This is a genomic window from Arthrobacter sp. 2MCAF14, assembly GCF_052115645.1.
In the GTDB taxonomy this organism is placed as follows: domain Bacteria; phylum Actinomycetota; class Actinomycetes; order Actinomycetales; family Micrococcaceae; genus Arthrobacter.
Window position 1 is genome coordinate 1 of sequence record NZ_JBFRHB010000016.1, and the last position, 22,485, is coordinate 22,485.

At 64.8% G+C, this 22,485-nt stretch carries 19 protein-coding genes; 11 read left to right on the top strand and 8 right to left on the bottom strand.

Annotated features, from left to right (window positions below; all coding sequences use genetic code 11):
• Positions 1-389, top strand: a 389-nt coding sequence (locus AB4074_RS12390; RefSeq protein WP_441413640.1) for a transketolase-like TK C-terminal-containing protein, incomplete at its 5' end; no start/stop codon positions are given.
• 54 nt (positions 390-443) lie between these two features.
• Here AB4074_RS12390 and AB4074_RS12395 read toward each other — a convergent pair.
• Complete coding sequence (locus AB4074_RS12395; protein WP_234753445.1) at positions 444-635, bottom strand: YegP family protein; 192 nt, start codon at positions 633-635, stop codon at positions 444-446.
• A gap of 201 nt (positions 636-836) precedes the next feature.
• Here AB4074_RS12395 and nboR point away from each other — a divergent pair, with 201 nt between their 5' ends.
• Positions 837-1,466, top strand: coding sequence for a nicotine blue oxidoreductase (nboR, locus tag AB4074_RS12400; RefSeq protein ID WP_441413641.1), 630 nt, complete (start codon positions 837-839; stop codon positions 1,464-1,466).
• Between the two features lie 50 nt (positions 1,467-1,516).
• Here the strand turns inward: nboR and AB4074_RS12405 are convergent, their stop codons facing one another.
• From AB4074_RS12405 to AB4074_RS12425, 5 genes are all read right to left on the bottom strand, one after another.
• The gene (locus AB4074_RS12405) at positions 1,517-4,351 is read right to left on the bottom strand and encodes a molybdopterin-dependent oxidoreductase (RefSeq protein ID WP_441413642.1); all 2,835 of its coding nucleotides are present in this window, start codon (positions 4,349-4,351) and stop codon (positions 1,517-1,519) included.
• Positions 4,352-4,353: 2 nt separating this feature from the next.
• Positions 4,354-5,295: an FAD binding domain-containing protein gene (locus AB4074_RS12410; RefSeq protein ID WP_441413643.1), complete on the bottom strand. Its 942-nt coding sequence runs from the start codon at positions 5,293-5,295 to the stop codon at positions 4,354-4,356.
• Positions 5,286-6,470 (bottom strand): XdhC family protein, encoded by a 1,185-nt coding sequence (locus tag AB4074_RS12415; protein WP_441413644.1) that lies wholly within the window; start codon positions 6,468-6,470, stop codon positions 5,286-5,288. Before AB4074_RS12415 ends, AB4074_RS12410 begins: the two co-directional genes overlap by 10 nt.
• 289 nt (positions 6,471-6,759) lie before the next feature.
• Positions 6,760-8,331 carry an NCS2 family permease gene (locus tag AB4074_RS12420; RefSeq protein ID WP_441413723.1) on the bottom strand — a complete coding sequence of 524 codons (1,572 nt, stop codon included), beginning with the start codon at positions 8,329-8,331 and terminating at the stop codon, positions 6,760-6,762.
• A 15-nt stretch (positions 8,332-8,346) separates the two neighbouring features.
• Positions 8,347-8,841 (bottom strand): nucleoside deaminase, encoded by a 495-nt coding sequence (locus AB4074_RS12425; protein ID WP_441413645.1) that lies wholly within the window; start codon positions 8,839-8,841, stop codon positions 8,347-8,349.
• Between the two features lie 387 nt (positions 8,842-9,228).
• Here AB4074_RS12425 and AB4074_RS12430 point away from each other — a divergent pair, with 387 nt between their 5' ends.
• Together AB4074_RS12430 and AB4074_RS12435 are read left to right on the top strand one after the other, a co-directional pair.
• Positions 9,229-10,626 carry an 8-oxoguanine deaminase gene (locus tag AB4074_RS12430; protein WP_441413646.1) on the top strand — a complete coding sequence of 466 codons (1,398 nt, stop codon included), beginning with the start codon at positions 9,229-9,231 and terminating at the stop codon, positions 10,624-10,626.
• A 40-nt stretch (positions 10,627-10,666) separates the two neighbouring features.
• Positions 10,667-11,374, top strand: coding sequence for a DUF2510 domain-containing protein (locus AB4074_RS12435; protein WP_441413647.1), 708 nt, complete (start codon positions 10,667-10,669; stop codon positions 11,372-11,374).
• A gap of 188 nt (positions 11,375-11,562) precedes the next feature.
• Here the strand turns inward: AB4074_RS12435 and AB4074_RS12440 are convergent, their stop codons facing one another.
• Complete coding sequence (locus AB4074_RS12440; protein WP_269995742.1) at positions 11,563-11,739, bottom strand: hypothetical protein; 177 nt, start codon at positions 11,737-11,739, stop codon at positions 11,563-11,565.
• 439 nt (positions 11,740-12,178) lie between these two features.
• On the opposite strand from AB4074_RS12440, the gene pucL reads away from it, so the two are divergent.
• Positions 12,179-13,093: a factor-independent urate hydroxylase gene (pucL, locus tag AB4074_RS12445; protein ID WP_441413648.1), complete on the top strand. Its 915-nt coding sequence runs from the start codon at positions 12,179-12,181 to the stop codon at positions 13,091-13,093.
• A 165-nt stretch (positions 13,094-13,258) separates the two neighbouring features.
• A complete protein-coding gene (locus AB4074_RS12450) occupies positions 13,259-14,749 on the top strand; it encodes a nucleobase:cation symporter-2 family protein (RefSeq protein WP_441413649.1) in 1,491 nt (496 codons plus the stop codon).
• A gap of 200 nt (positions 14,750-14,949) precedes the next feature.
• Here the strand turns inward: AB4074_RS12450 and AB4074_RS12455 are convergent, their stop codons facing one another.
• Complete coding sequence (locus tag AB4074_RS12455) at positions 14,950-15,705, bottom strand: IclR family transcriptional regulator (RefSeq protein WP_441413650.1); 756 nt, start codon at positions 15,703-15,705, stop codon at positions 14,950-14,952.
• Between the two features lie 211 nt (positions 15,706-15,916).
• Between AB4074_RS12455 and AB4074_RS12460 the strand changes: the two genes are divergently transcribed.
• From AB4074_RS12460 to AB4074_RS12480, 5 genes are all read left to right on the top strand, one after another.
• Entirely contained in the window at positions 15,917-17,341 is a 1,425-nt protein-coding gene (locus AB4074_RS12460) for an NAD-dependent malic enzyme (protein ID WP_441413651.1), read from the top strand.
• A gap of 14 nt (positions 17,342-17,355) precedes the next feature.
• Entirely contained in the window at positions 17,356-18,966 is a 1,611-nt protein-coding gene (aceB, locus tag AB4074_RS12465) for a malate synthase A (RefSeq protein WP_441413652.1), read from the top strand.
• 2 nt (positions 18,967-18,968) lie between these two features.
• A complete protein-coding gene (locus AB4074_RS12470; protein ID WP_441413653.1) occupies positions 18,969-20,237 on the top strand; it encodes a DUF6986 family protein in 1,269 nt (422 codons plus the stop codon).
• A 10-nt stretch (positions 20,238-20,247) separates the two neighbouring features.
• A complete protein-coding gene (locus AB4074_RS12475) occupies positions 20,248-21,060 on the top strand; it encodes a bifunctional allantoicase/(S)-ureidoglycine aminohydrolase (protein WP_441413654.1) in 813 nt (270 codons plus the stop codon).
• A gap of 201 nt (positions 21,061-21,261) precedes the next feature.
• On the top strand, positions 21,262-22,473 hold the full coding sequence (locus tag AB4074_RS12480; RefSeq protein ID WP_441413655.1) for a serine hydrolase domain-containing protein: 1,212 nt from the start codon (positions 21,262-21,264) through the stop codon (positions 22,471-22,473).
• The last annotated feature ends 12 nt before the right edge of the window (positions 22,474-22,485 follow it).

Consider the following 22,485-nt stretch of genomic DNA (forward strand, 5'->3'; position numbering starts at 1 on the left):
TCCGACGCGACGGACTCGCCGCCGAAGAACACGCCTTCCTGAACCCCGGCGAAGAACCCCGCACCCCGTTCGTCGCCCAGCAACTCGCCGGCGCCACCGGACCGGTCATCGCCGTCACCGACTACATGAAAGCCGTCCCGGACCAGATCCGCCAATTCATCCCCAACGAATTCGCCTCCCTCGGCGCCGACGGATTCGGATTCTCCGACACCCGCCAAGCCGCACGACGCTTCTTCAAAAACGACACCCACTCCATCGTCGTGAAAGCCCTCCAACTCCTCGCGGCGAGGGGCGAGGTTGACCCGAGTGCGCCGTCGTACGCGATTGACCGGTACAAGCTTCTTGACGTGACTGCCGGAACCACAGGCGGTTCCGGAGGCGACTCCTAACAGCTGTAAAAGAATCGGCGGTAGTGCTCCGTGAGCACTACCGCCGATTTGTTGTTACGCTCCGAGCGAGCGTCGATCCACCACGAATCCTGTGGCGGCATTCTCCCTGACTGCGTTGATACCGGCCACAAGGGCCGCGATATCCGGGAACTTGGGCGACACCGCCACCACCGTTCCATCATCAGCCTTCAACCGGAAACGGAACGATTGCTCCCCCGCCGTCAAGATTTCGAAAATGCCAGACATAAAACCTCTTTCCACCGCGGATACGTCATTGCATCCCCTTCGATGACCACTGACTCTCGTGAAGTCCATAAGAGAATATCGGCCATGGGAGCCTGCCAGAAGGCCTACCCATGGGTAATATTCAACCTTTTTCGGTAGACCTATAGTGGAATGCGAGGTGAGCCTAGAGACCTCGCGGGGCACATGGATAGGGTGAACCCCATGAACGATTCCAGCACCGCGCCCACCACTGGTGTGCTGTTGGCCGGCGGCGCAGGAACGCGCCTGGGCCTCGGCCCCAAGGCGCTGCTGCCCTTCCGCGGCCACACCTTGGTGGAGGTGCTCGCCAAGACATTGCTCGACGGCGGTTGCCTAGAGGTGGTGGTGGTGCTCGGGGCCGGGGCCGAGGATGTCCGCCGCGCGACGGAGCTGGGCAAGTACCTCGTGGTGGACAACCCGGAGTGGGCGTCCGGCATGGCCAGTTCGTTTCGTACGGGTGTTGCGGCGGCTGCCCACGGCCACAGCGTCATGGTGGCCCTGGTCGACCAGCCGGGGTTGACCCCCGGCGTCGTCGCCAGGCTGCTTGCCGCGCACCGACCGGGCCGTGTGACCGCAGCTGGATACGCGGAAGCCGCCTTCGGGGGTGGCAACACAATAAAACTCCGGCGCGGCCACCCCTTGATTGTCGACGCCACCCTCCGCGCCGACGTCGCCGAGTCCGCCGTCGGCGACGCCGGCGCACGCCGATTCCTCACAGCGCACCCCGGGCTGGTGGACGTCGTCGACTGCAGCGATCTCGCCGACGGAGCCGACGTGGACACGAAGGACAAGCTGCACCTCCTCAGCGACTAGCCCCCCCAACTAGCTCGCAGTAGATGTCGTTATGAGGCCTCAAAACGACATTAAATGCGAGCCAGTTGGGTGGGGGTGGAGGCGTCGGCGTCCTTCAGCGCAAGGTAGATCTTGTCCCGGGAGATGGGGAGCGCCGCGAACCGCACCCCTGTGGCGTTACGGATGGCGTTCGCCAGCGCAGGTGCCACGGGGTTGAACGGGCTCTCGCTCATGGACTTCGCACCGAGCGGCCCCATCTGGTCGTTCGTTTTCGCGAAGTACACCTCACTGCGCGGCACGTCGGCGAAGGTAGGGATGTGGTATTGCCGCAGGATGTCGGTGGTGACCTTGCCTGCTTCGTTCACGCGGACCTCCTCATACAGCGCGACTCCCAGCGCCTGCGCGATTCCGCCTTCCACCTGGCCGCGGCACTGCCGTGGATTGACCACGACGCCGGCATCGGCCGCCTGGACGCTCTGCAGGATCCTGAGCTCCCCCGTGCCGGTGTTCACGGCCACCCGGAATCCGTGGACGTTGAAGGCGACCGAACGCGGGGTTCCGCCCCAACGCCCTTCGGCGGCGAGTTCCACGCCCTGTTGCTGCCCGGCGTCGTACACCTCCGCGAGCGCCAAGACCCGCTCACCGCAGCGCACAGCACCGTCTTCGAGCACGCAATCCGCCTCCGAAACACCCGCGTACCCGGCAGCCACGGCCCGGATCCTCAGCGCAAGTTCCTGCGCCGCGAGCAAGGTTGCCTGCCCGGCCACCACGGTGCCTGCGGAACCGAACGCGCCGGTATCGTGCTCCACGAGGTCCGTGTCGGACTGGCGCACGGTAACGTTCGACGCCGTGGTGGACAGGGCGGTCGCAGCCAGTTGGGCGTGGACCGTCGTGGTGCCGTTGCCGAACTCGGCGGTCCCGACGGCGGCGTCGAACGCACCGTCAGGCAGGAGCCTGAGGCGGGTATGGGCGAAGTGCCCGCGAGGCGGGACGGTATCGATCATGGACAGCGCGGAACCGACGCCCGTGACCCACTCCGGACCTAGATCGTCGAGCCCGGCGTCACGGTATCGTTGACCGCCGCGCTCGAGGGCATCCCGGACCAACGCCACGCACTGGTCCAGTCCGTAGCTCCCGTAGAAAACGTCCTCTTCCGGTTCCGGGTTCGTGGAGAGCATGTGGTCCCCCGGCCTGACCATGTTCTTGAGCCGGAACTCCAAGGGGTCCATGCCGATACCAACCGCGAGTTCATCCACCGCGGATTCGATCGCGAAGATCATCTGGCTCAGGCCGTAGCCACGGAAGGCGCCGGCCGGGACTGTGTTGGTGTAGACGGCCAGCGCATCCACTTTCTTGTTGGCGCAGTTGTAGACGGCCAAGGACTCGCCGCAACCGTGGAACATCACTCCGGGCGCGTGGTTTCCGTACGCACCGGTGTTGGTGACCACGTCCAGCTGCATCGCCGTCAGGTGGCCGTCCCGGCTAGTCCCTGCCTTGACCTTGATGGTGAAGGGGTGGCGCGTGGTGGTGGCGGTGAATTGTTCGGTGCGGGTGAACTCGACTTGCACGGGCCGACGCAGGTTGAGGGCCGCCATGGCCACGAGGTCCTCGGTGAGCACTTCCTGCTTACCACCGAACCCTCCGCCCACGCGGCCGGCCACCACGCGGATGCGGTCTTCGGGAAGGTCGAACACGCGGGCCAGGGTGCGCCGGACCAGGAACGGGACCTGGCTTGAGGAACGCACCATGAGCCGGTCCTCCGCTGGATTCTCGGATGGCTCCACCCACGCGATGGAGCAGTGCGTTTCCATCGCGACGTGCTGCACCCGCTGGGTCTGGTACGTGTTCTCGTGGATGAAGTCAGCCGCTGCGAATCCGGCTTCGACGTTCCCCAGCTCGGAATGGACCTCCGCCACGACGTTGTCCTGCGGGCGGGAAATCCGGGCCGTTTCCCCGTCCTTCTCCCCGTGGATCGCGGGCGCACCGGGCAGCAAGGCGTCCTGGGGTGAGAAGACCGCGTCCAGGAGTTCGTACTCAACCTTGATGGCACGGGCCCCGGCTTCCGCTGCGCCCACCGATTCGGCGACGATGGCGGCAACCCGCTGGCCGATGAAGCGCACCACGTCGTCAAGGACTCGGGTGTCGTCGGGATCATCGGTGTAAAGCTCGTGCTGGGCCGTTGAGAACAACCTGGCAGGCGCGTCCTCATGGGTGAAAACCGCGACGACCCCGGGTACCCGGAGTGCCGCAGTCGTATCGATGGAAACAATCCGAGCATGCGCGTGCGGCGAGCGCAGCAACTTAAGATGCAGCAGTCCCGGGAGTTGTTCCGGGGGGACATCGAGCGTGTAGCGGGCGGTGCCGGTGACGACGGCGCGTCCCGCGGGCGCGGGAACGTTGGCGCCGAGCTGGCCCCTATTTTTACCTTCCGGGCCGGCACTTGCCGCCGTGCCGCCGTCGGAGGTGTTTTGCCCGTTGCGGGCGCCACCGCAGACGGCGTCCGCAATGGAACGGTAACCCGTGCAGCGGCACAGGTTACCCTTGAGGTTCCGCGGGAGATTCGCCTTCTGTTCCTCGTCGAAGGTGGCGGCCGTCATCATCATGCCAGCCGTGCAGAACCCGCACTGGAAGCCCTGGTTATCCAGGAACTGCTGCTGCATCTGGTGCAGCTCGCCCTCGCTGGAAAGCCCCTCGATGGTGGTGACCGAGTGCCCTTCGGCGCGGACGGCGGGGTAGATGCAACTGTGCACGGGTTTTCCGTCCACGTGGACAGTGCACGCGCCGCAGTCGCCGCCGTCGCACCCCTTCTTCACGCCGAAGTTGCCCTGTTCGCGCAGGAACGTCCGAAGGCACTGGCCCGGGCGGGGAGCGGCCTCGGTGGCTGTTCCGTTGATCTCGATTGCCATGCTCAGGCCTCCTTCTGTGCGGGTTGGGTGGATGGCTGTGGCGAAGTGGCGTGCGGCGGCCAGAAATCGCCCGAGACGGTGAGCGGTTCGCCCGGCTCCTCCGGGCCACACAGCTCCGCACGGATCTCCTCGGTGAGCCGGAAGGTCATGTCGCGGCGCCATTCCGGGAGCCCGTGGATGTCATCGTGGTACAACTCCGTGGGGATCGAATGCCCGACGGCGGCGGCCAGCTGCTCAACGTCCGGCAGCTCCGCCGCGGCGAACCGCAGCTGCACGGGCCGCTTGGTGGCGGCGGTGACGGTGAGGACCAGGCTGCCATCGGCGTCGAGCCTTCCGATCAGCAGCACCCCGGATCGCCCGAGGTTGCTGAGGGAGAGCCGGCGGAAGGCCACCTTCGCCGCCAAGGCCGACGCCGGCAGATGGATGCTGCGCAGGAGCTCGCCGGGTGCCAGGCAGTTCTTCCCGTCCCCGGTGACGAACTCGGCCACTGGAACACTGCGGCTGCTGCCGTGCCGGCCAAGGATGGTGGCCCTGGCATCCAGGCCGGCGCACAGCGAAATCATCGGCCCAGCTGGGAGTGAGGTGCACACATTGCCGCCAATGGTGGACATGTTCCACACCTTGAAGGAGGCCACGAAAGAGTCGCAGCACGGGCGGAAAAGATCCAGTCCCGGCCAGTTCCGGCTGGCCACGGCGTCAGACACCGGGAGAGCGTAGAGCTCGGCAACGGTACAGGTGGCGGCCAGCTCAATGCCGGCGTCGCTCACGGTTACGGCCGGCCATCCTGCCTGGCCCAGATCAAGCAACCGCTTGAGGGGCTCCTCGCTGCCCACCGGACTGCCGTAGGAGAACAAGACCGTGCCGCCGGCGAGCCAGGCGTCGCCCTCGCGCCACTGGCCTGGATCCGTGGTGGCAACCACGGACTCGATGGTGTTCATGTCCATGGGGTCACCTTGCTTTGTTCGGGGGTGTTGTGGTGGATCGGCCCTGTTCCGTCCTTGAGCGAACCCCAGCCGGAGGCCGGGTGCGGCGCGCGGGACGCGAGGATTTCGGCCGTAATGGAAACAGCCACCTCAGCGGGAGTGACGGCACCAAGGTCCAGTCCGATCGGCGAATGCAGGCGTTCGAGGGCCTCGGCCGGTATGCCGCGGTCGAGTAGTCCGTCGATCCGCTGCCGGTGGCTGCGCCTCGAACCCATGGCTCCCACATAGGCGAGATCCAAAGCGAGGGCTGTTTCCAGCAGGGGAATATCGAATTTGGGATCGTGGGTCAGGACGCACACGACCGTGCGGGCATCGACCCGGCGGGCGGCTGATTCTGCGGCAAGGTAGCGGTGCGGCCAGTCGGTGACGAGGTGGTCGGCGGCGAGGAAACGGCCTTGGCTCGAAAACGCGGGCCGGGCATCGCACAAGGTAACCTCGTAGCCCAGGAGTTTCCCGGCGGGGAGCAAGGCCGCGCCGAAGTCATTGGCGCCAAAGATCAGCATGCGGGCCGCGGGCAGACGGCTTTCGACGAAGAGAGTAATGGGTTCGGCTTCCGGCGCGGAGCCCCCGCAACCTTCGGCCGGGGCGAGACGCACCAGCCCTGCCCGGCCGCCATGCAGGAGGGGCTCGAGCTGCGCCGCGGCCGCGCGGATCACGGCGTCATCCCCGCCAAGAAGTACCGAAAGTTCCCGTGAACCAGCGGCGGAGAAACACGCCGGATCAGGAACGACGACGGCGCCTCCCGCGGCGTCGAGCCTGCGGATGAGTGCCAGGGAAGAGCCTCCTGAAGCATTCAACAAGGCCAAATCCAGGCCATCGGCCCTAGTCGGCTGGATGTGGACTTCCAGCTCGCCGCCACACGTGAGCCCGACCGCGAACGCGTCCTCGGCGCTGTAGCCGAACGACTCGAGGCGACTGCCGCCGTCGTGCATTGCTTGAAGGGCGGCTTCCACCACGGCGCCTTCCACGCAACCTCCGGAGAGGCTGCCAAGGACGTCCCCGTGTTCGGAAACCAGCATGGACGTGCCGAGCGGCCGGGGCACGGAGCCTCCCGAGGCCACGATGGTGGCGACAGCGCATCGCTGCCCCGAGACCGCGGGCCGCCACGTGCCCAGCGAAGGCATCAAATCCAGCATGGCAACACCTCCTTTGCCGAGGTCCCGGACCGGAGACCCGCCCGGGGCAGTGTGCGATCTTGCCTCATATTCTCATTCCTTGCGTCTATACAGGAGAGCTTCGGGTAAACGGACAACCCGTTGCGTGAAGAGGACCGGGGCGGGCCTCTCATTTCCCACCCCGGTCCTTAGCGGAGCGGCCGCACCTCACCGCCGCCCGCCGTCGTCGTCCGCTTTAGCGGTCGGGGACGATCGGCGGACGCCTATTCATTGCGGTGATTTGCGGCCGGACCGCCGTCTCAATGGCCGGCTACGATCCCATGAGTGCGCTGATCGGCCCGCGGGCAAAGTAGATCAGGAAGCCCACGGTCACCACCCACATGAGCGGATGGACTTTCCTGCCCTTCCCCGATGCCGAGTGGATCACGGCCCAGGAGATGAATCCGACGCCGATGCCGTTGGCGATGGAGTACGTCAGCGGCATGGTGACGATGGTGAGGAAGGCGGGCAGGGCCACGGAGAACTTGGAGAACTTGATCTCGCGGATCTGCGCCATCATCATGGCGCCCACCACCACCAAGGCCGCGGCTGCGACCTCGAGCGGAACCACGCTGGTGAGCGGGGTCAGGAACATCGAACCCAGGAACAGCAGCCCGGTGACCACCGACGCCAGGCCGGTGCGGGCGCCTTCGCCAATCCCGGCAGCGGAGTCGATGTACACGGTGTTGGACGAGCCCGACGTCGCGCCGCCAGCTACCGCGCCCAGGCCTTCGACGATGAAGGCCGACTTGAGCTTCGGGAACGTCCCGTCCTTATAAGCCACGCCGGCGCTCTTGGCGAGGCCGGTCATGGTGCCCATGGCGTCGAAGAAGTTGGTGAACACCAGGGTGAACACCAACATCGTGGCCGCCAGGCCGCCGATCCGCGAGAACGAACCGAAGAGGTCGAAGTGGCCCACCAGGCTGAAGTCCGGGGCGGAAACCAGCTGGCCGGACAGGACCGGGGTGTTGAGGTGCCAGCCACCGGGATTGGCGGCGCTGCCAGGCCCGATGTGCATGACGGCCTCGACGACGGCGGCGAGGACCGTGGTGGCGACGATTCCGATCAGGAGGCCGCCCTGGATCTTACGGGCCACGAGGATTCCCATGACCAGCAGACCGACGATGAAAACGAGGGTGGGTATTGAGGTGATGGAACCATCGTTGCCGAGCTGTACCGGCGGTCCGCCTTTTGTGGCGCGGACGAAGCCGGAATCGACGAATCCGATGAAGGCGATGAACAGGCCGATGCCAACGGTGATGGCGGCCTTGAGTTCCTTGGGGACAGCCTTGAAGATCGCGGTCCGGGCGCCCGTGACGCCGAACAGGACAATCAGGATGCCGTTGATGACCACGAGGCCCATGGCTTCCGGCCAGGTGACTTCGTGGATGACGGCTACTGCGAGGAACGAGTTGATTCCCAGGCCTGCGGCGAGCCCGAACGGCAGGTTCGCGATCAGGCCGAAGAGGACCGTCATGACACCGGCGGTCAGGCCGGTGACTGCCCCCACCTGCGCCGCGGACAACCATCCGCCAGCCACATCCGTGGGTGCGTTCTGGGCTGAGAATCCGCCCAGGATCAGGGGGTTGAGGATTACGATGTAGGCCATCGTGAAGAACGTGACGATCCCGCCGCGGAATTCGCGGGCCAGCGTGGAGCCACGCTTGGTGATCTGGAAGAAACGATCCAGGAAGGAGTTCGACGCCGGGGGCCTGGGGCTGCTGCCCCGCTGCGCCAGTCCGGTTGCCGTGTGCTTTTCGCGTGCTTCTGTCTGCCCTGCGCCGGAAGGCGCAGCCTGCTTTTCAGTTGCCGTTCGCATTTCTGCGGGGTCCAGGATTGTCATTTCAGCCACCGGGCCCTAGTAGTCAATCCTGGAGTCAAGCGTGTTCCAGGTGTTGAACGGTTCCAGGATGGCCGGGGCCTGGGGGTCGCCCAGTTCCAGCTTGCGGACCGGCATGAGCGTGTCCCGGTCTTCGTTCTCGAAGTATTCGTAGAAGACGGCGTCGTCGAAGCCGACGGATGCGGCGTCGTGCCGGTCTGCTGCGAAAACCACGTTTCCGATGCGGGCCCAGAGTGCCGAGGCCAGGCACATGGGGCATGGCTCGCAGCTCGTGTAGAGGGTGGCTCCGCTGAGATCGAAGGTGCCGAGCTCGCGGCAGGCATTGCGGATGGCGGTGACCTCGGCGTGGGCCGTGGGGTCGTTGGTAGCGGTGACCCGGTTGACGCCTTCGAAGGCGCGGCCATCCGCGGTGACAATGACGGCGCCGAAGGGCCCGCCGCTGTTGAGGACATTGGCTGTTGCCAGCTCAATGGAAGTGGCCAAGAAATGTTCGGCCGTGACGGTGGTACTCATGTGCGACTTCCTTAGTGCTGAGGAAGCCTGTAACCAGGGAGGCATCTGAACATGACAGACCAGTGCTGCGATTACCAGGCTTCAGCATGTGCTTTTGAAGGTTTCGCCTGGTAGATAGCTTCCCGGAGTCCGGGTGCCCGCCTTTGGCAAATTGAGATTAGCACCGGAGATGTGAGCCGCGCCATAGTTTCTGGAAAAAAAGTTTCGACATGTGAAATTCGCGCTTTGTGCCGGGCAGGAGGCCGGGCCTGGGCGCCGGTCACATTGACGCATTTCGGCGAGCCACCTACGCTGGGTGCCACCGGCAGGCTCGCCCTCCGGAACCTGGATCAGCAGACAGGAACCACTGAGCTGGAACGCAACTACGCCGACCAGACAAGGATTCCAGTGTCCCCCACATCCGATTTCCAGCCAGCAGCCCCGGCAACGGATCCAGCCTCTTCCCGGCTCTGGATCAAGAATCCCCTCGCAGTGTTCACCGCCAACGGGCTCGACGCCCGCGGCGGCATCGTGGTCAGCGACGGGAAAATCGCGGAGCTCGTCCCCGCAGGAAAGCGTCCTTCCGCGCCGTGCCATGAAACGTTCGACGCCGGCAGCCACGTACTGCTGCCGGGCCTCATCAACACGCACCACCACTTCTACCAAACGCTCACCCGCGCCTGGGGTCCGGTGGCCAACGCTCCCCTGTTTCCCTGGCTGCAGAACCTGTATCCCGTGTGGGCGCGGCTGACGCCGGACAGCCTCGAACTTGCCGTGAAAGTAGCGCTCGCGGAACTCCTGCTTTCCGGCTGCACCACGGCGGCCGACCACCACTACCTCTTCCCCGCGGGACTTGAGGACGCGATCGACGTCGAGGTCGGCGTCGTGCGTGAACTCGGCATGCGCGCCACGCTCACCCGCGGGTCCATGACGCTGGGCGAGGACGACGGCGGCCTGCCGCCGCGGTCCACCGTGCAGCGCCCGGAGGTGATCCTCGCGGATAGCGAACGGCTGATCGGGAAGTACCACGAACGCGGAGACGGTGCGGCCATCCAGATCGCATTGGCCCCTTGCTCACCGTTCTCGGTGACCAGGGAGATCATGGCCGAGAGCGCTGCCATGGCCGAACGGCTGGATGTCCGGCTCCACACGCACCTCGCGGAAACCATCGACGAGGAAGATTTCTGCCGCGAGATGTTCGGGCTGCGCACCGTGGATTATCTGGACAGCGTCGGCTGGCTCGGAAAGCGCACCTGGCTGGGCCACGGCATCCATTTCGACGACCACGAGATCGCCCGGCTGGGAGCCGCGGGCACCGCCGTCGCGCACTGCCCGACGTCGAACATGCGGCTCGCATCCGGAACCGCACGGGTGCTGGAACTTGAGGCCGCCGGAGTTCCGGTGGGGCTGGGAGTGGACGGTTCGGCTTCGAACGATGCCTCCAACATGATCCTCGAAGCGCGGCAGGCGCTGTATCTGCAGCGGCTGCGCTATGGCGCGGACGTCCCGGTGGAGCGGGCGCTAGGCTGGGCGACGCGGGGATCCGCTGCAGTGTTGGGCCGAACGGACATCGGCCAGATCGCGCCCGGCATGCAGACAGACCTTGCCTTGTTCAAGCCCGACGGGCTGCGCTTCTCCGGCAGCCATGACCCCGTCGCGGCTTTGTTGCTCTGCGCGGCGGACCGCGCCGACCGCGTCATGGTGGGCGGCAAGTGGCGGGTTGTGGACGGGCAGATTCCGGGACTGGACATCCCGGAACTTATTGCCAAACATTCAGCCGCCGCACAGAAAATCATCAGGGGTTAGGAGTAGCCTCTCGATTAGGTCGTAGATCAGGAGGCAAATCATGACCGTCCCCCAGCACAACACGCCGACTCCTCCAGGTTGGTACCCGGACCCCTCGGGCTCTGGGCAGCTACGGTGGTGGGACGGTAACGCCTGGACTGGGAACGCTTGGAACCCGCCGACCCAGGCCGGCGCAGCTCAGCCCGGCGCAGCTCAGGCCGGCGCGGCGTGGCCCGCGGCCGCGAGGCCAGGGCAATACGCCGGACCTGGACAATACGCGGGGGCGGTCCAGCCCGCGCCGCGCCCGGAAATCAGCAAGCAAACGCCGGTCTACAATCCGTTCATTTGGCTCGTCACGCTGCTGCCGGTGATCACGCTGATAATCCTGATGCTCTGGAATCCGGTCTTCCACCTGCGGTATGTAGGCGCTCGGCGCGTACCGACCCTGGATCCCAGTGCGTTCAGCGTTCCATATTTCCTGCTCGTTATCTCTTCCTGGCTCATCTACGGGGTCAGCGTTCTCTTGTCCTACCTCGACTGGCAAAAGCTGCAGAGGGACGGGGTTGTCCGCCCCTTCCACTGGGCATGGGCCTTCCTGGGCGCTGGAGTCTACGTGGTGGGCCGTTCAGTGATCGTCCACAAGGTCGCCCCGCAGCGCGGACTCGCGCCTGTTTGGGCACTGATAGGCCTGACCGCCGTGAGCCTGATCCTGGTGTCCGTCAAAGCGAGCATGATCGTTTCGACCATCGCCAAGGCTCTACCAATGTAATAGTTCGCCTGGGCGGGAGCCGGGATCGTGGGTGTGGCCCGTCCGCTGCGTCCTGGAACGCAGCGGACGGGCCACACCTGCGTATTCACAAAAAAGCGGCGGGCGGCACCACCCCGTAGTGAGGGGTTCAGTGCCGCCCGCCTTTTGGCTCTGTTGCGCAGAGTCCCTCATTCCCAGGGGCAGGAGCCCTAGGAACGCTGCCGGCCGAATACCGGAAGGGCGCGCAGCCAACGGGAGAAGGTCCCGGGCATGCGGTCACAGTCGGCCGGAATGTAGAAGTCAGGATCGGTAGCGCCGAACGGCAGGTACAGCTCCTGGCCGGGCGCCGGGAATTCCACGACGTTGTTCTTATCCTGCGAGTCCATCTGTCCTCCTATTTCATGCGCTCAAGTTCTCCGTGGCGATGCGGCTCAGGCCCTTCGTCAGGTTCCTCACAACTTCCGCACTGCATTTCCACATACTGGAAAACATTTTTTGTTATATGGAAATGATAGAGGGGATCCGCGAACGGCGTCAAGGGGTGCCCGCGGGACCACGCCCCGCGGCCAGCCACCGTCGGTCACAATCAGAAAGTAGGTAACGATTCTCCGGAAGTGATGTACACCACTGGCAATCGTGGGCTACGCTTTCTTCAATTCGTGGCGCAGGTCACGTAACCTGGGAGCAGCAGGCAGGGTCGTAATGAGCTGGCATCAATGGATGCCGGCTCTTTTTTGTTGGGTCGGCTCCACCAGAAACGCGTATGAAACACGCGCTTAATTTCATTGGTGGACCTTAGTGGTTCCACCTCACAGAAGTTGGGATATGACCATGAGCAACAACATCGTCCTCGGCGACAACCAGTACGGCAAGGCAGAAGTCCGCGTCGTCAAAGTCACCCGCGACACCGACCGCCACCAGATCGAAGACCTTAACGTCACCTCGCAATTGCGTGGCGACTTCCAGGCTGCGCACCTCCAAGGCGACAACGCACACGTCGTCGCGACGGACACCCAGAAGAACACCATCTACGCCTTTGCCCGCGACGGCATCGGCTCCCCCGAAGCCTTCCTCCTGCGCCTGAGCGAACACTTCACCTCGGGCTTCGAGTGGGTCACTGGCGGCCGCTGGGAAGCCGAGGCCTACACCTGGGACCGCATCCAGGCACATGGCTCCGAACACGACCACAGCTTTGTCCGCAAGGGGCAGGAAGTCCGCACCGCCGTCGTGGTCCGCGAAGGCAACACAACGCACGTCATCTCCGGCCTCAAGGACCTGACCGTCCTCAAGACCACGCAGTCCGGCTTCGTGGGCTACCCCCGCGACCGGTACACCACGCTGCCCGAGACCACGGACCGCATCCTCGCCACCGACGTCTCGGCCCGCTGGCGCTACAACACCGGTCTCGACGTTGCCGGGACCGACTTCAACAAGAGCTATGAGGACATCAAGGCCCTGCTCTTGGAAGGCTTCACTGAGACCTACTCCCACGCCTTGCAGCAGACCCTGTTCGACATGGGCAAGAAGGTGCTGGAGGCCCACAGCGAAGTGGACGAGATCAAGTTCTCGATGCCCAACAAGCACCACTTCCTGGTTGACCTCAGCCCGTTCGGCCTCGACAACCCCAACGAGGTCTTCTTCGCCGCGGACCGCCCGTACGGCTTGATCGAAGCCACGGTCCAGCGCGACAACACCACACCTGCCCCGGCTGCGTGGAACGGCATCGCCGGCTTCTGCTAAGCACCCAGGTACCCGCCCAACTGACTCGCAGCAAGTGTCGTTTTGGAGCCTCAAAACGACATCAAATGCGAGTCAGTTGGGCAATCCCTCACACCCAAAACCACATTGTTAGCCAGACAACGTTAGCCAGACAAAGACGTCTGCCATGAACCAAGAAAGTCTGCCATGAACACGAAGAATAAAACCCGCCCCGCAGCGTCCGGGCCAGCCCGCCTCGAGGACCAGCGCCTCTCGATCGGGAGCACGTTCGCCTACGGCTTCCAACACGTCTTGACCATGTACGGCGGCATCATCGCCCCGCCGCTCATCATCGGAGCCGCTGCGGGCATGTCCTCGCAGGACATCGGCCTCCTGATCGCAGCCTGCTTGTTTGTCGGCGGCCTCGCCACCATTCTGCAGACTGTCGGCATCCCGTTCTTCGGATCGCAACTGCCGCTAGTCCAGGGTGTGTCCTTCGCCGGCGTTTCCACGATGGTGGCGATCGTCAACGGCGGCGGTGGGATCCAGGCGGTGTTCGGCTCTGTCATGGTGGCATCCCTCATCGGCCTGGCGATCACACCCCTTTTCTCCAAAATCATCAAATTCTTCCCACCCGTTGTCACAGGTACCGTCATCACCACCATCGGGCTGACCCTCATGCCCGTCGCGGCCAACTGGGCCATGGGCGGCAACAGCGCCGCTCCCAACTACGGAAGCGTGGCGAATATCGGACTTGCCGCGGCCACGATGGGCATCGTCCTTCTCCTGAGCAAGGTGGGCAACGCGGCGATCTCCCGCCTGTCCATCCTCCTTGCCATGGTCATCGGGACGGTCATCGCCCTCGCCACGGGCATGGCCGATTTCTCCAAGGTTGGCCAAGGTCCGGTAGTTGCCTTCCCCACGCCCTTCGCGTTCGGTGCTCCTACTTTCGAGATCGCATCCATCGTCTCGATGCTCATCGTCATCCTGGTCACCCTGACCGAGACGTCTGCGGACATCATCGCCGTCGGGGAAATCGTGGAAACCAAAGTCGATTCACGCCGTATCGGCAACGGCCTCCGGGCGGACATGCTCTCCAGCGCCATCTCCCCGATCTTCAACTCCTTCACCCAAAGCGCCTTCGCCCAGAACGTCGGCCTCGTGGCCATCACGGGCATCAAGAGCCGCTTCGTGGTCAGCGCCGGCGGATTCATCCTGGTGGTCCTCGGTCTGCTGCCGGTCCTCGGGCGAGTTGTCGCAGCGGTTCCGACGCCCGTCCTGGGCGGTGCCGGCGTCGTACTCTTCGGAACTGTGGCCGCAAGCGGCATCCGGACGCTCTCCAAAGTGGAGTACCGCAACAACATGAACCTCATCATCGTGGCTGCGTCCATCGGCTTCGGCATGATCCCGATCGCCGCCCCGAAGTTCTACGATCAGTTCCCGTCCTGGTTCTCCACGATCTTCCACTCGGGCATCAGCTCGGCTGCCATCATGGCCATCCTGCTGAACGTGCTCTTCAACCACCTCAAGGCCGGCAACTCGGACAACCAGTCGGTCTTCGTGGCAGGCACGGGACGCGTGGTCACCGAATCGGATATTGCGTGCCTTGCGAACGGCGACCGTTTCGAGAACGGCAAACTGATCGACGCCGAGGGCAAGGAAGTGCCTCTCAAGTCGGACTCCCCGGCCGAGCACTGACAGCCTCCTCCGACCCTCGCTCACATATACGGGGTGTTTTCGAGACCCTCGCTCACATGATGAACTGCTCCCCGAAAGTTGGACTGAGAAATTCAGCCCGATTTCCGGGGAGCAGTTTTATTCATGCAGGTAGTTCAAGGAGCGCTAGTGAGCGAGCGTCCGCCCGAAACCCCACATACGTGAGCGAGCGTCGGGACAGGTTAGTTCTGGTTCAGCTCGGCCGAGATCGCGAGGGCGGCTTCCCGCAGGAGCGGCACGGCGCGGTCGGCAAAGTGCTGGTCCACGCGGGACACCGGTCCGGAAACGGAAATGGCGGTCGGCGTCGGGGCGTTGGGGACGGCCATCGCGAAGCAACGGACGCCGATCTCCTGCTCTTCCTCGTCGATCGAGTAGCCGCGTTCGCGGATCCGGTTCAAATCGGCGAGGAGGGAGTCGATGTCCCCGATGCTCTTTGCCGTGGGAGTCGGCATGCCCGTGCGGGCCACGATCCCACGGACCACCTCGTCGTCGAGCTGGGCCAGGATGGCCTTCCCGACGCCGGTGTCGTGCGTATGGGCGCGGCGGCCCACCTCGGTGAACATGCGCATGGAGTGCAACGACGGAACCTGGGCAACGTAGATGACCATGTCGGAATCCAGCACGGCCATGTTGGACGTTTCGCCGAGCCGGTCCACGAGGGACTTCAACTGCGGACGGGCCAGGGATCCGAGTTGCTTGTTGGCGCCTTCGCCAAGCCGGATGAGCCGGGGGCCCAGCGCGTAGCGACGATTGGGCAGTTGCCGGATGTAGCCGAGGGACACCAAAGTACGCAGCAGCCGGTGGATGGTGGGGAGCGGCAGGTCTGTCGACGACGACAGTTCGCTCAACGTGACGTCTCCGCCGGCGTCGGTGATGAGTTCCAGCAGTTCGAAGACGCGCTCGACGGACTGCACGCCTCCCGAGGGCTTTTCAGCCATTCCGTTGTCTCCTATGGCTCGGAATCCGACAACTCTTATCCGCATCGTGAAAAGAATTGCTTAGAACACTCAAGATACAGCACACGACGCCGGAAAGCTTGCCCATCGATTAGGGCTTGTGTTTCCACTTCGTAGATAATAATATCCATAATACGAAAACATTCGGTTTGAGCGGAGGCCCGTTACGGGCCTTGTACGAGGAGGAAATTCAATGGCGAACCCGAGCCCCGGAAATTCGATCACCCTGCGCGTCGCCGCGCCGTCGAGCTTCACCGCCACGAGCGAGCTGGCCGCAGCCGTCGCCGCTGCCGGCGCGGCAGTCACCGCACTGGATGTGACCGAGTCGCACCACGACACCCTGGTTGTCGACGTCACGTGCAACACCACGGACGAAGACCACGCGAACCGCGTCAAGGACGCCCTCAACGCGCTCGACGGCGTCACGGTCCAGCACATCTCGGACCGCACCTTCCTCATGCACCTGGGCGGCAAGCTCGAGGTCGTCCCGAAGGTGGCCCTGCGCAACCGCGACGACCTTTCCCGGGCCTACACCCCCGGCGTCGCACGCGTCTGCCTCGCCATCGCCGAAGACCCGGCCGCGGCCCGCAACCTGACGGTCAAGCGCAACACGATCGCCGTCCTCACCGACGGTTCGGCCGTTCTTGGCCTGGGCAACATCGGCCCGGCCGCAGCCCTTCCTGTCATGGAAGGCAAGGCCGCGCTGTTCAAGCAGTTCGCCAACGTCGACGCCTGGCCGGTCTGCCTGGACACCCAGGACACTGAAGAAATCATCATGATCGCCAAGGCCATGGCTCCGGTCTACGGCGGCATCAACCTTGAAGACATCGCAGCCCCGCGCTGCTTCGAAATCGAGAAGCGGCTCCGCGACGAGCTGGACATCCCCGTCTTCCACGACGACCAGCACGGAACCGCAATCGTCACCCTCGCGGCCCTGGTCAACGCGTTGCGCGTGGTGGACAAGAAGCTGTCCGAGGTCAAGATCGTGGTCTCCGGCGTCGGCGCTGCCGGCTCGGCGATCATCCAGCTCCTCAAGGCCCAGGGCGCGCAGCACATCGTCGCCGCCGGCCGCTCCGGGGCCATCCACTCGGGCGAAAAGTACGACGACGAGCACCGTTCCTGGATTGCCGCGAACACCAACGAGGCCGGATTCTCCGGCACGCTGCATGAAGCCCTCAGGGGTGCCGACGTGTTCATCGGCGTCAGCGCTCCGCACGTGATCGGCGAAGAGCAGGTCGCCTCGATGGCCGAGGACGCGATCGTGTTCGCCATGGCCAACCCGACCCCGGAAATCGATCCGGTGATTGCGTCCAAGCACGCCGCCGTCGTCGCCACCGGCCGGAGCGACTTCCCCAACCAGATCAACAACGTGCTGGCCTTCCCGGGCTTCTTCCGCGGACTGCTCGACGCCGGAGCATCGGACATCATCCCGGAAATGCTCGTGGCCGCCGCAGAGGCTATCGCCAAGCGGGTCGCAGATGATGAACTGAATGCGAGCTACATTATCCCCAGCGTCTTCGACCCCCACGTTGCCGCCGACGTCGCCGCAGCCGTTGCGAACGCCGCAAACGCAGCAAACGCGCGGCAGCAGCAAACGCAGGCCGCTAGCGCTCTCTAGGAAAGGACCATCCCATGGCTCTCACAGTCACAGACCCCCGGCCGATCGAACGAGCCGAGGAGATCCTGACTCCCAAGGCGTTGGCCTTCGTGGAGGAACTGCACCGCCGTTTCGCAGGCACCCGCACTGAGCTCCTGGCGGCCCGCGTCGCCAAGCGTGAAGAAGTGGCCCGCACCGGCCGCCTCGACTTCCTGCCCGAAACGCAGGACATCCGCGACGGCGACTGGAAGGTCGCCGAAGCACCCAAGGCCTTGCAGGACCGCCGGGTCGAGATGACCGGCCCGGCCTCCCCGGCCAAGATGGCCATCAACGCCTTGAACTCCGGCGCCAAGGTCTGGCTCGCCGACCTCGAGGACGCCAGCACCCCGACGTGGGCGAACGTCATCGACGCCATCCTCAACCTCCGCGACGCCGCCCAGGGCACCCTGAGCTACACCTCCCCCGAGGGCAAGGAATACCGGCTCCGCACGGACGCGCCGCTCGCCGTCGTCGTCGCACGCCCCCGCGGGTGGCACATGGACGAACGGCACCTGCTGCTCGACGGCGAACCCACCGTTGGCGCGCTGGTGGACTTCGGCCTGCACTTCTTCCACGTGGCCAAGCAGCTCCTGCTCAATGGCCACGGCCCGTACTACTACCTGCCCAAGATGGAAAGCCACCTCGAGGCCCGCCTGTGGAACGACATCTTCGTCTTCGCCCAGGACTACCTCGGCATCCCGCAAGGTAGCGTCCGCGCCACCATGCTGATTGAAACCATCCCGGCCGCATTCGAAATGGACGAGTTCCTCTACGAACTGCGGGACCACGCGTCCGGCCTGAACGCCGGCCGTTGGGACTACTTGTTCAGCATCGTGAAGTACTTCCGCGACGCCGGCGAGTCCTTCATCCTGCCGGACCGCGCGTCCGTGGTCATGACGGCCCCGTTCATGCGCGCCTACACCGAACTCCTGGTCAAGACCTGCCACAAGCGCGGCGCCTTCGCGATGGGCGGCATGGCTGCCGTCATCCCGAACCGCCGCGAACCCGAAGTCACGGCCCAGGCCTTCGAGAAGGTCCGCGCGGACAAGACCCGCGAGGCAAACGACGGTTTCGATGGTTCCTGGGTGGCCCACCCGGACCTCGTCTCCACCTGCCGCGAAGTATTCGACTCGGTGCTCGGCGATCCGGCAAACGGCGGCAAGCCGAACCAGCTGGACAAGCAGCGCCCCGAGGTCTCCGTGACTGCCGAGCAGCTGCTGGACATCTCCTCCGCCGGTGGCCACGTGACCGAGGCCGGGCTTCGCCTGAACCTCTACGTCGCCGTCGCCTACACCGCCGTATGGCTCTCCGGCAGCGGCGCCGTCGCGATCCACAACCTCATGGAAGACGCCGCCACGGCGGAAATCTCCCGCTCACAGGTGTGGCAGCAGATCCGCAACAAGTCCGTCCTTGCCGACACGGGCAACACGGTCACCCGCGAACTGGTCACCCGGATCCTTGGCGAAGAGACCGATCGCCTGCGCAGCGAGGTTGACGCCGAGTCCTTCGAGAAGTTCTACGAGCCGGCCAGCCGCCTGATCGCGGACATCTGTCTCTCCGAGGACTACACGGACTTCCTGACCACTCCCGCCTACGAGCTGGTGTAGGAATGGCCGCGTCTTCCTTCTCTGCGGCAGATCTCGCCGCGATCGACTCCGAGCTGGCCGCCACAGACCAGCTCCTGGAGCGCAATTACCCCGGTGACGATGGCACCCGCCAGCCCGTGCACACGGTATACGTCCCGGCGGACCGTTTCACGCCGTCGCTCTCCGCTGAATGGGGCGCCCAGGCGATCACGACGGCGGAGGCCCACGGCGGACTCGAAAGGCTCGGCGCGCTGCTGGGCCAGGAGCCCGAACTGGCTGCCGCCGTCGCCGCCCGCGTGGCTGCCAAGTTGCGCAGCGAACCGATCGAGGACTTGCGCCTCGACTTCGAGGACGGCTACGGCGACCGCGGCGACGAAGCAGAAGACGTCGCTGCTGTAGCGGCGGCCCAGGCTGTCAGCGAAGCCGTTGCGGCGGGTTCCGCCCCGCCATTCATCGGCATCCGGTTCAAATGCTTCGAGGCTCCCACCCGGGCGCGTGGCCTGAGGACCCTGGACCTGTTCGTCTCCACTTTGGCCTCGGCCGGAGAGCTGCCCGAGGGCCTCATCCTGACCCTGCCGAAGGTCACCACGGTGGCCCAGGTGCAGGCAATGGACTTCGCTGTTTCCCGGCTCGAAGAGATCCACTCCCTTCCGGCAGGCCGGCTCCGCTTCGAAGTCCAGGTAGAGACGCCGCAACTGATTCTCGGCCCGGAGGGAACCTCCCCCGTGGCCCAGCTTCCGCACGCAGTTCCGGGCCGCATCAGCGCACTCCACTACGGCACCTACGACTACTCCGCTTCGCTGCAGATCTCCGCGGAGTACCAGTCCATGGAACACCCCGTGGCGGATTTCGCGAAGGAGGTCATGCAGTTGGCCGTCGCGGGAACGGGCATCCGGCTCTCAGACGGCTCCACCAATATCATCCCGGTGGGCGACAACGTGGAAAACGCGTGGAAGCTGCACGGCCGTTTGGTCCGCCGATCCCTTGAACGCGGCTACTACCAGGGCTGGGACCTGCACGCTGCCCAGTTGCCGAGCCGTTTCGCGGCAACGTATGCCTTCTACCGCGAGGGCCTGCCTGCTGCCGCGGCCCGCCTCCGCAACTATGTGGAGCGCACCGAAGGCGGCGTGATGGACGAACCTGCAACCGCCCGTGCCCTGGCCGCCTTCGTCTTGCGCGGCGTCCAGTGCGGAGCGGTGGGTTCAGAAGAAGTGCTGCGGCTTGCCGGCGTCGAACTCTCCCGGCTGATCGCATTGGCGCATCCGCGGCTCGCACACACCACCTCCAAGTAAGGATCCAATGATGGGCAACTACTACTATCCCCAGGGCGGGCTGCCGCCGCAGACCCACCTCACCACGGAACGGGCCATCGTCACCGAGGCCTACACCGTGATCCCCAAGGGTGTCATGACCGACATCGTGACCAGCACCCTTCCGGGCTTCTCCAACACCCGCTCCTGGATCCTGGCCCGCCCGATCTCCGGGTTTGCCACCACGTTCTCCCAGCTCATCGTCGAGATCGGCCCGGGAGGCGGCGCTCCCAAGGCCGAGTTCGAGGCAGGCGTTGAAGGCGTTGTCTTCGTCACCAAGGGCAACGTCAACCTGACCCTCGACGGCGAACTTCACCAGCTTGAGGAAGGCGGTTATGCCTACTTGGCCGCCGGTGCCTCGTGGGGCCTGGAAAACGTCTCCGACGACATCGTCTCCTTCCAATGGATCCGCAAGGCCTACGAACGGCTTGAGGGTTACGAGGCAAAGTCCTTCGTCACGAGTGATGCCGAGGTGGAACCCACCGCGATGCCGGATACCGACGGCGCCTGGAAGACCACCCGATTCACGGATTCCAGCGACCTGGCCCACGACATGCAGGTGAACATTGTGACGTTCCAGCCGGGCGGGGTCATCCCGTTCCCGGAGACCCACGTCATGGAGCACGGCCTCTACGTGCTTGAGGGCAAAGCCATGTACCTGCTCAACAACGACTGGGTGGAGGTGGAAGCCGGCGACTTCATGTGGCTCCGCGCCTTCTGCCCGCAGGCGTGCTACGCCGGCGGACCGGGCCAGTTCCGTTACCTGCTGTACAAGGACATGAACCGGCAGATCAAGCTGACATAGGGGTTTCCCTCCCGGCTAGCCCAACTGACTCGCAGTTAATGCCGTTATGACCGTTCATAAGGACAACTACTGCGAGTCAGTTGGGTTTGCGCCGCACCCGCGTCCTCAGCGTTGACCCCCTCGCTTCGGGAGAGGACGATCGAAACTACGGGGGCAAGGGCGCCCAGCCGTTGCCCTGCGGCGTAGCTTCAGGAGGCAGCCATGGAGGCTGCGCGGGCCTCTCGGACTTCCCGCGTATCCCGGACTTCCCGGCGAGCGCGGGCGGCCGTCCTGGCTTTGACCTTGGCGTCCGGCGCTTGCACCTACCCTCTGACAAGTGAACCCCCGGCGGGTAGCCCGTCGTCCGATTCGCAAGCAGCACTTCCGGAATCCCCTGTTGCGGACTTCTTCGCGCATGAAATGCTCAACCGGGGCGCACCGGCCGTTGTCGTCCAGATCAAAGTCCGGGGCCGGGAATGGTCCCAGGCCTACGGGAGCCAAGACGTCGAGACCGGCGAACCGGTAGCCGTGAACGACCGGATCCAGGCCGGCGGCATCACACAGTCGATGGTGGCGGTCTCGGTGCTCAAGCTGGTCCAGGAAGGAAAGCTGGGCCTTGAGGACCCCGTCACGGAGTACTTCCCGGAATTCGAGCAGCTCGTCCATCCGCCGGGTCCAGTCACGGTGCGTTCACTGTTGAACCACAGCTCCGGCCTGCCCGGCGCCCCGGAAGCCATCTTGAAGGCCATGCCGACCAAACAAGCCATCGACACGAGGTTCGGCATCGAGGACTACCTCCGGATGGCCGGGACCGTACCGTGGGCCCACGCAAACTTCCAGCTCTTCCGCTACTCGGACGCCAACTATTTCGCCTTGGCCGCGATCGTACAGAAACTCCGAGGCCGGCCGATCGGGGATGTCCTGAAGTCAGATATCTTTGTGCCGCTCGGAATGAGCCACACCTCGCTGGCGGCCGAGCCGGACCGGGATGCGCGCGACATGATCCAGAGCTATGAATTCATCGACGGCGAGCGCATCAATGCCTCGCAGCCGGAGTATCTCGTCGCTTCTCCCGCAGAGGGAGTCATCTCCACGGTGGGCGATATCAACACGTTCTATGCTGCGCTCATGCAAGGCAGGCTACTCACAGCGGATACCCTCCGCGACATGCAAACCCCGTGGCAGGAGAACCACGGACTTGGGCTGCAGCGTTGGAATGACGAATGCACGAACGGCTTCTACTACGGCTACGGCGGCAGCACCTGGTTTGCCAGCATCGCGTTGACCACTACCGACGGGAGCCGCCAGATAGCCATGAGCTTCGCCTATCCATCCGACACGGACAAACACATCGAGTCGACGGACGGCAGCGGCCAGCCGGAGTTCGAGCAACTCCTGCAGGTGGCCATCGCCGCCATGAACGGACTCTGCTGAGTCGCGACGCAT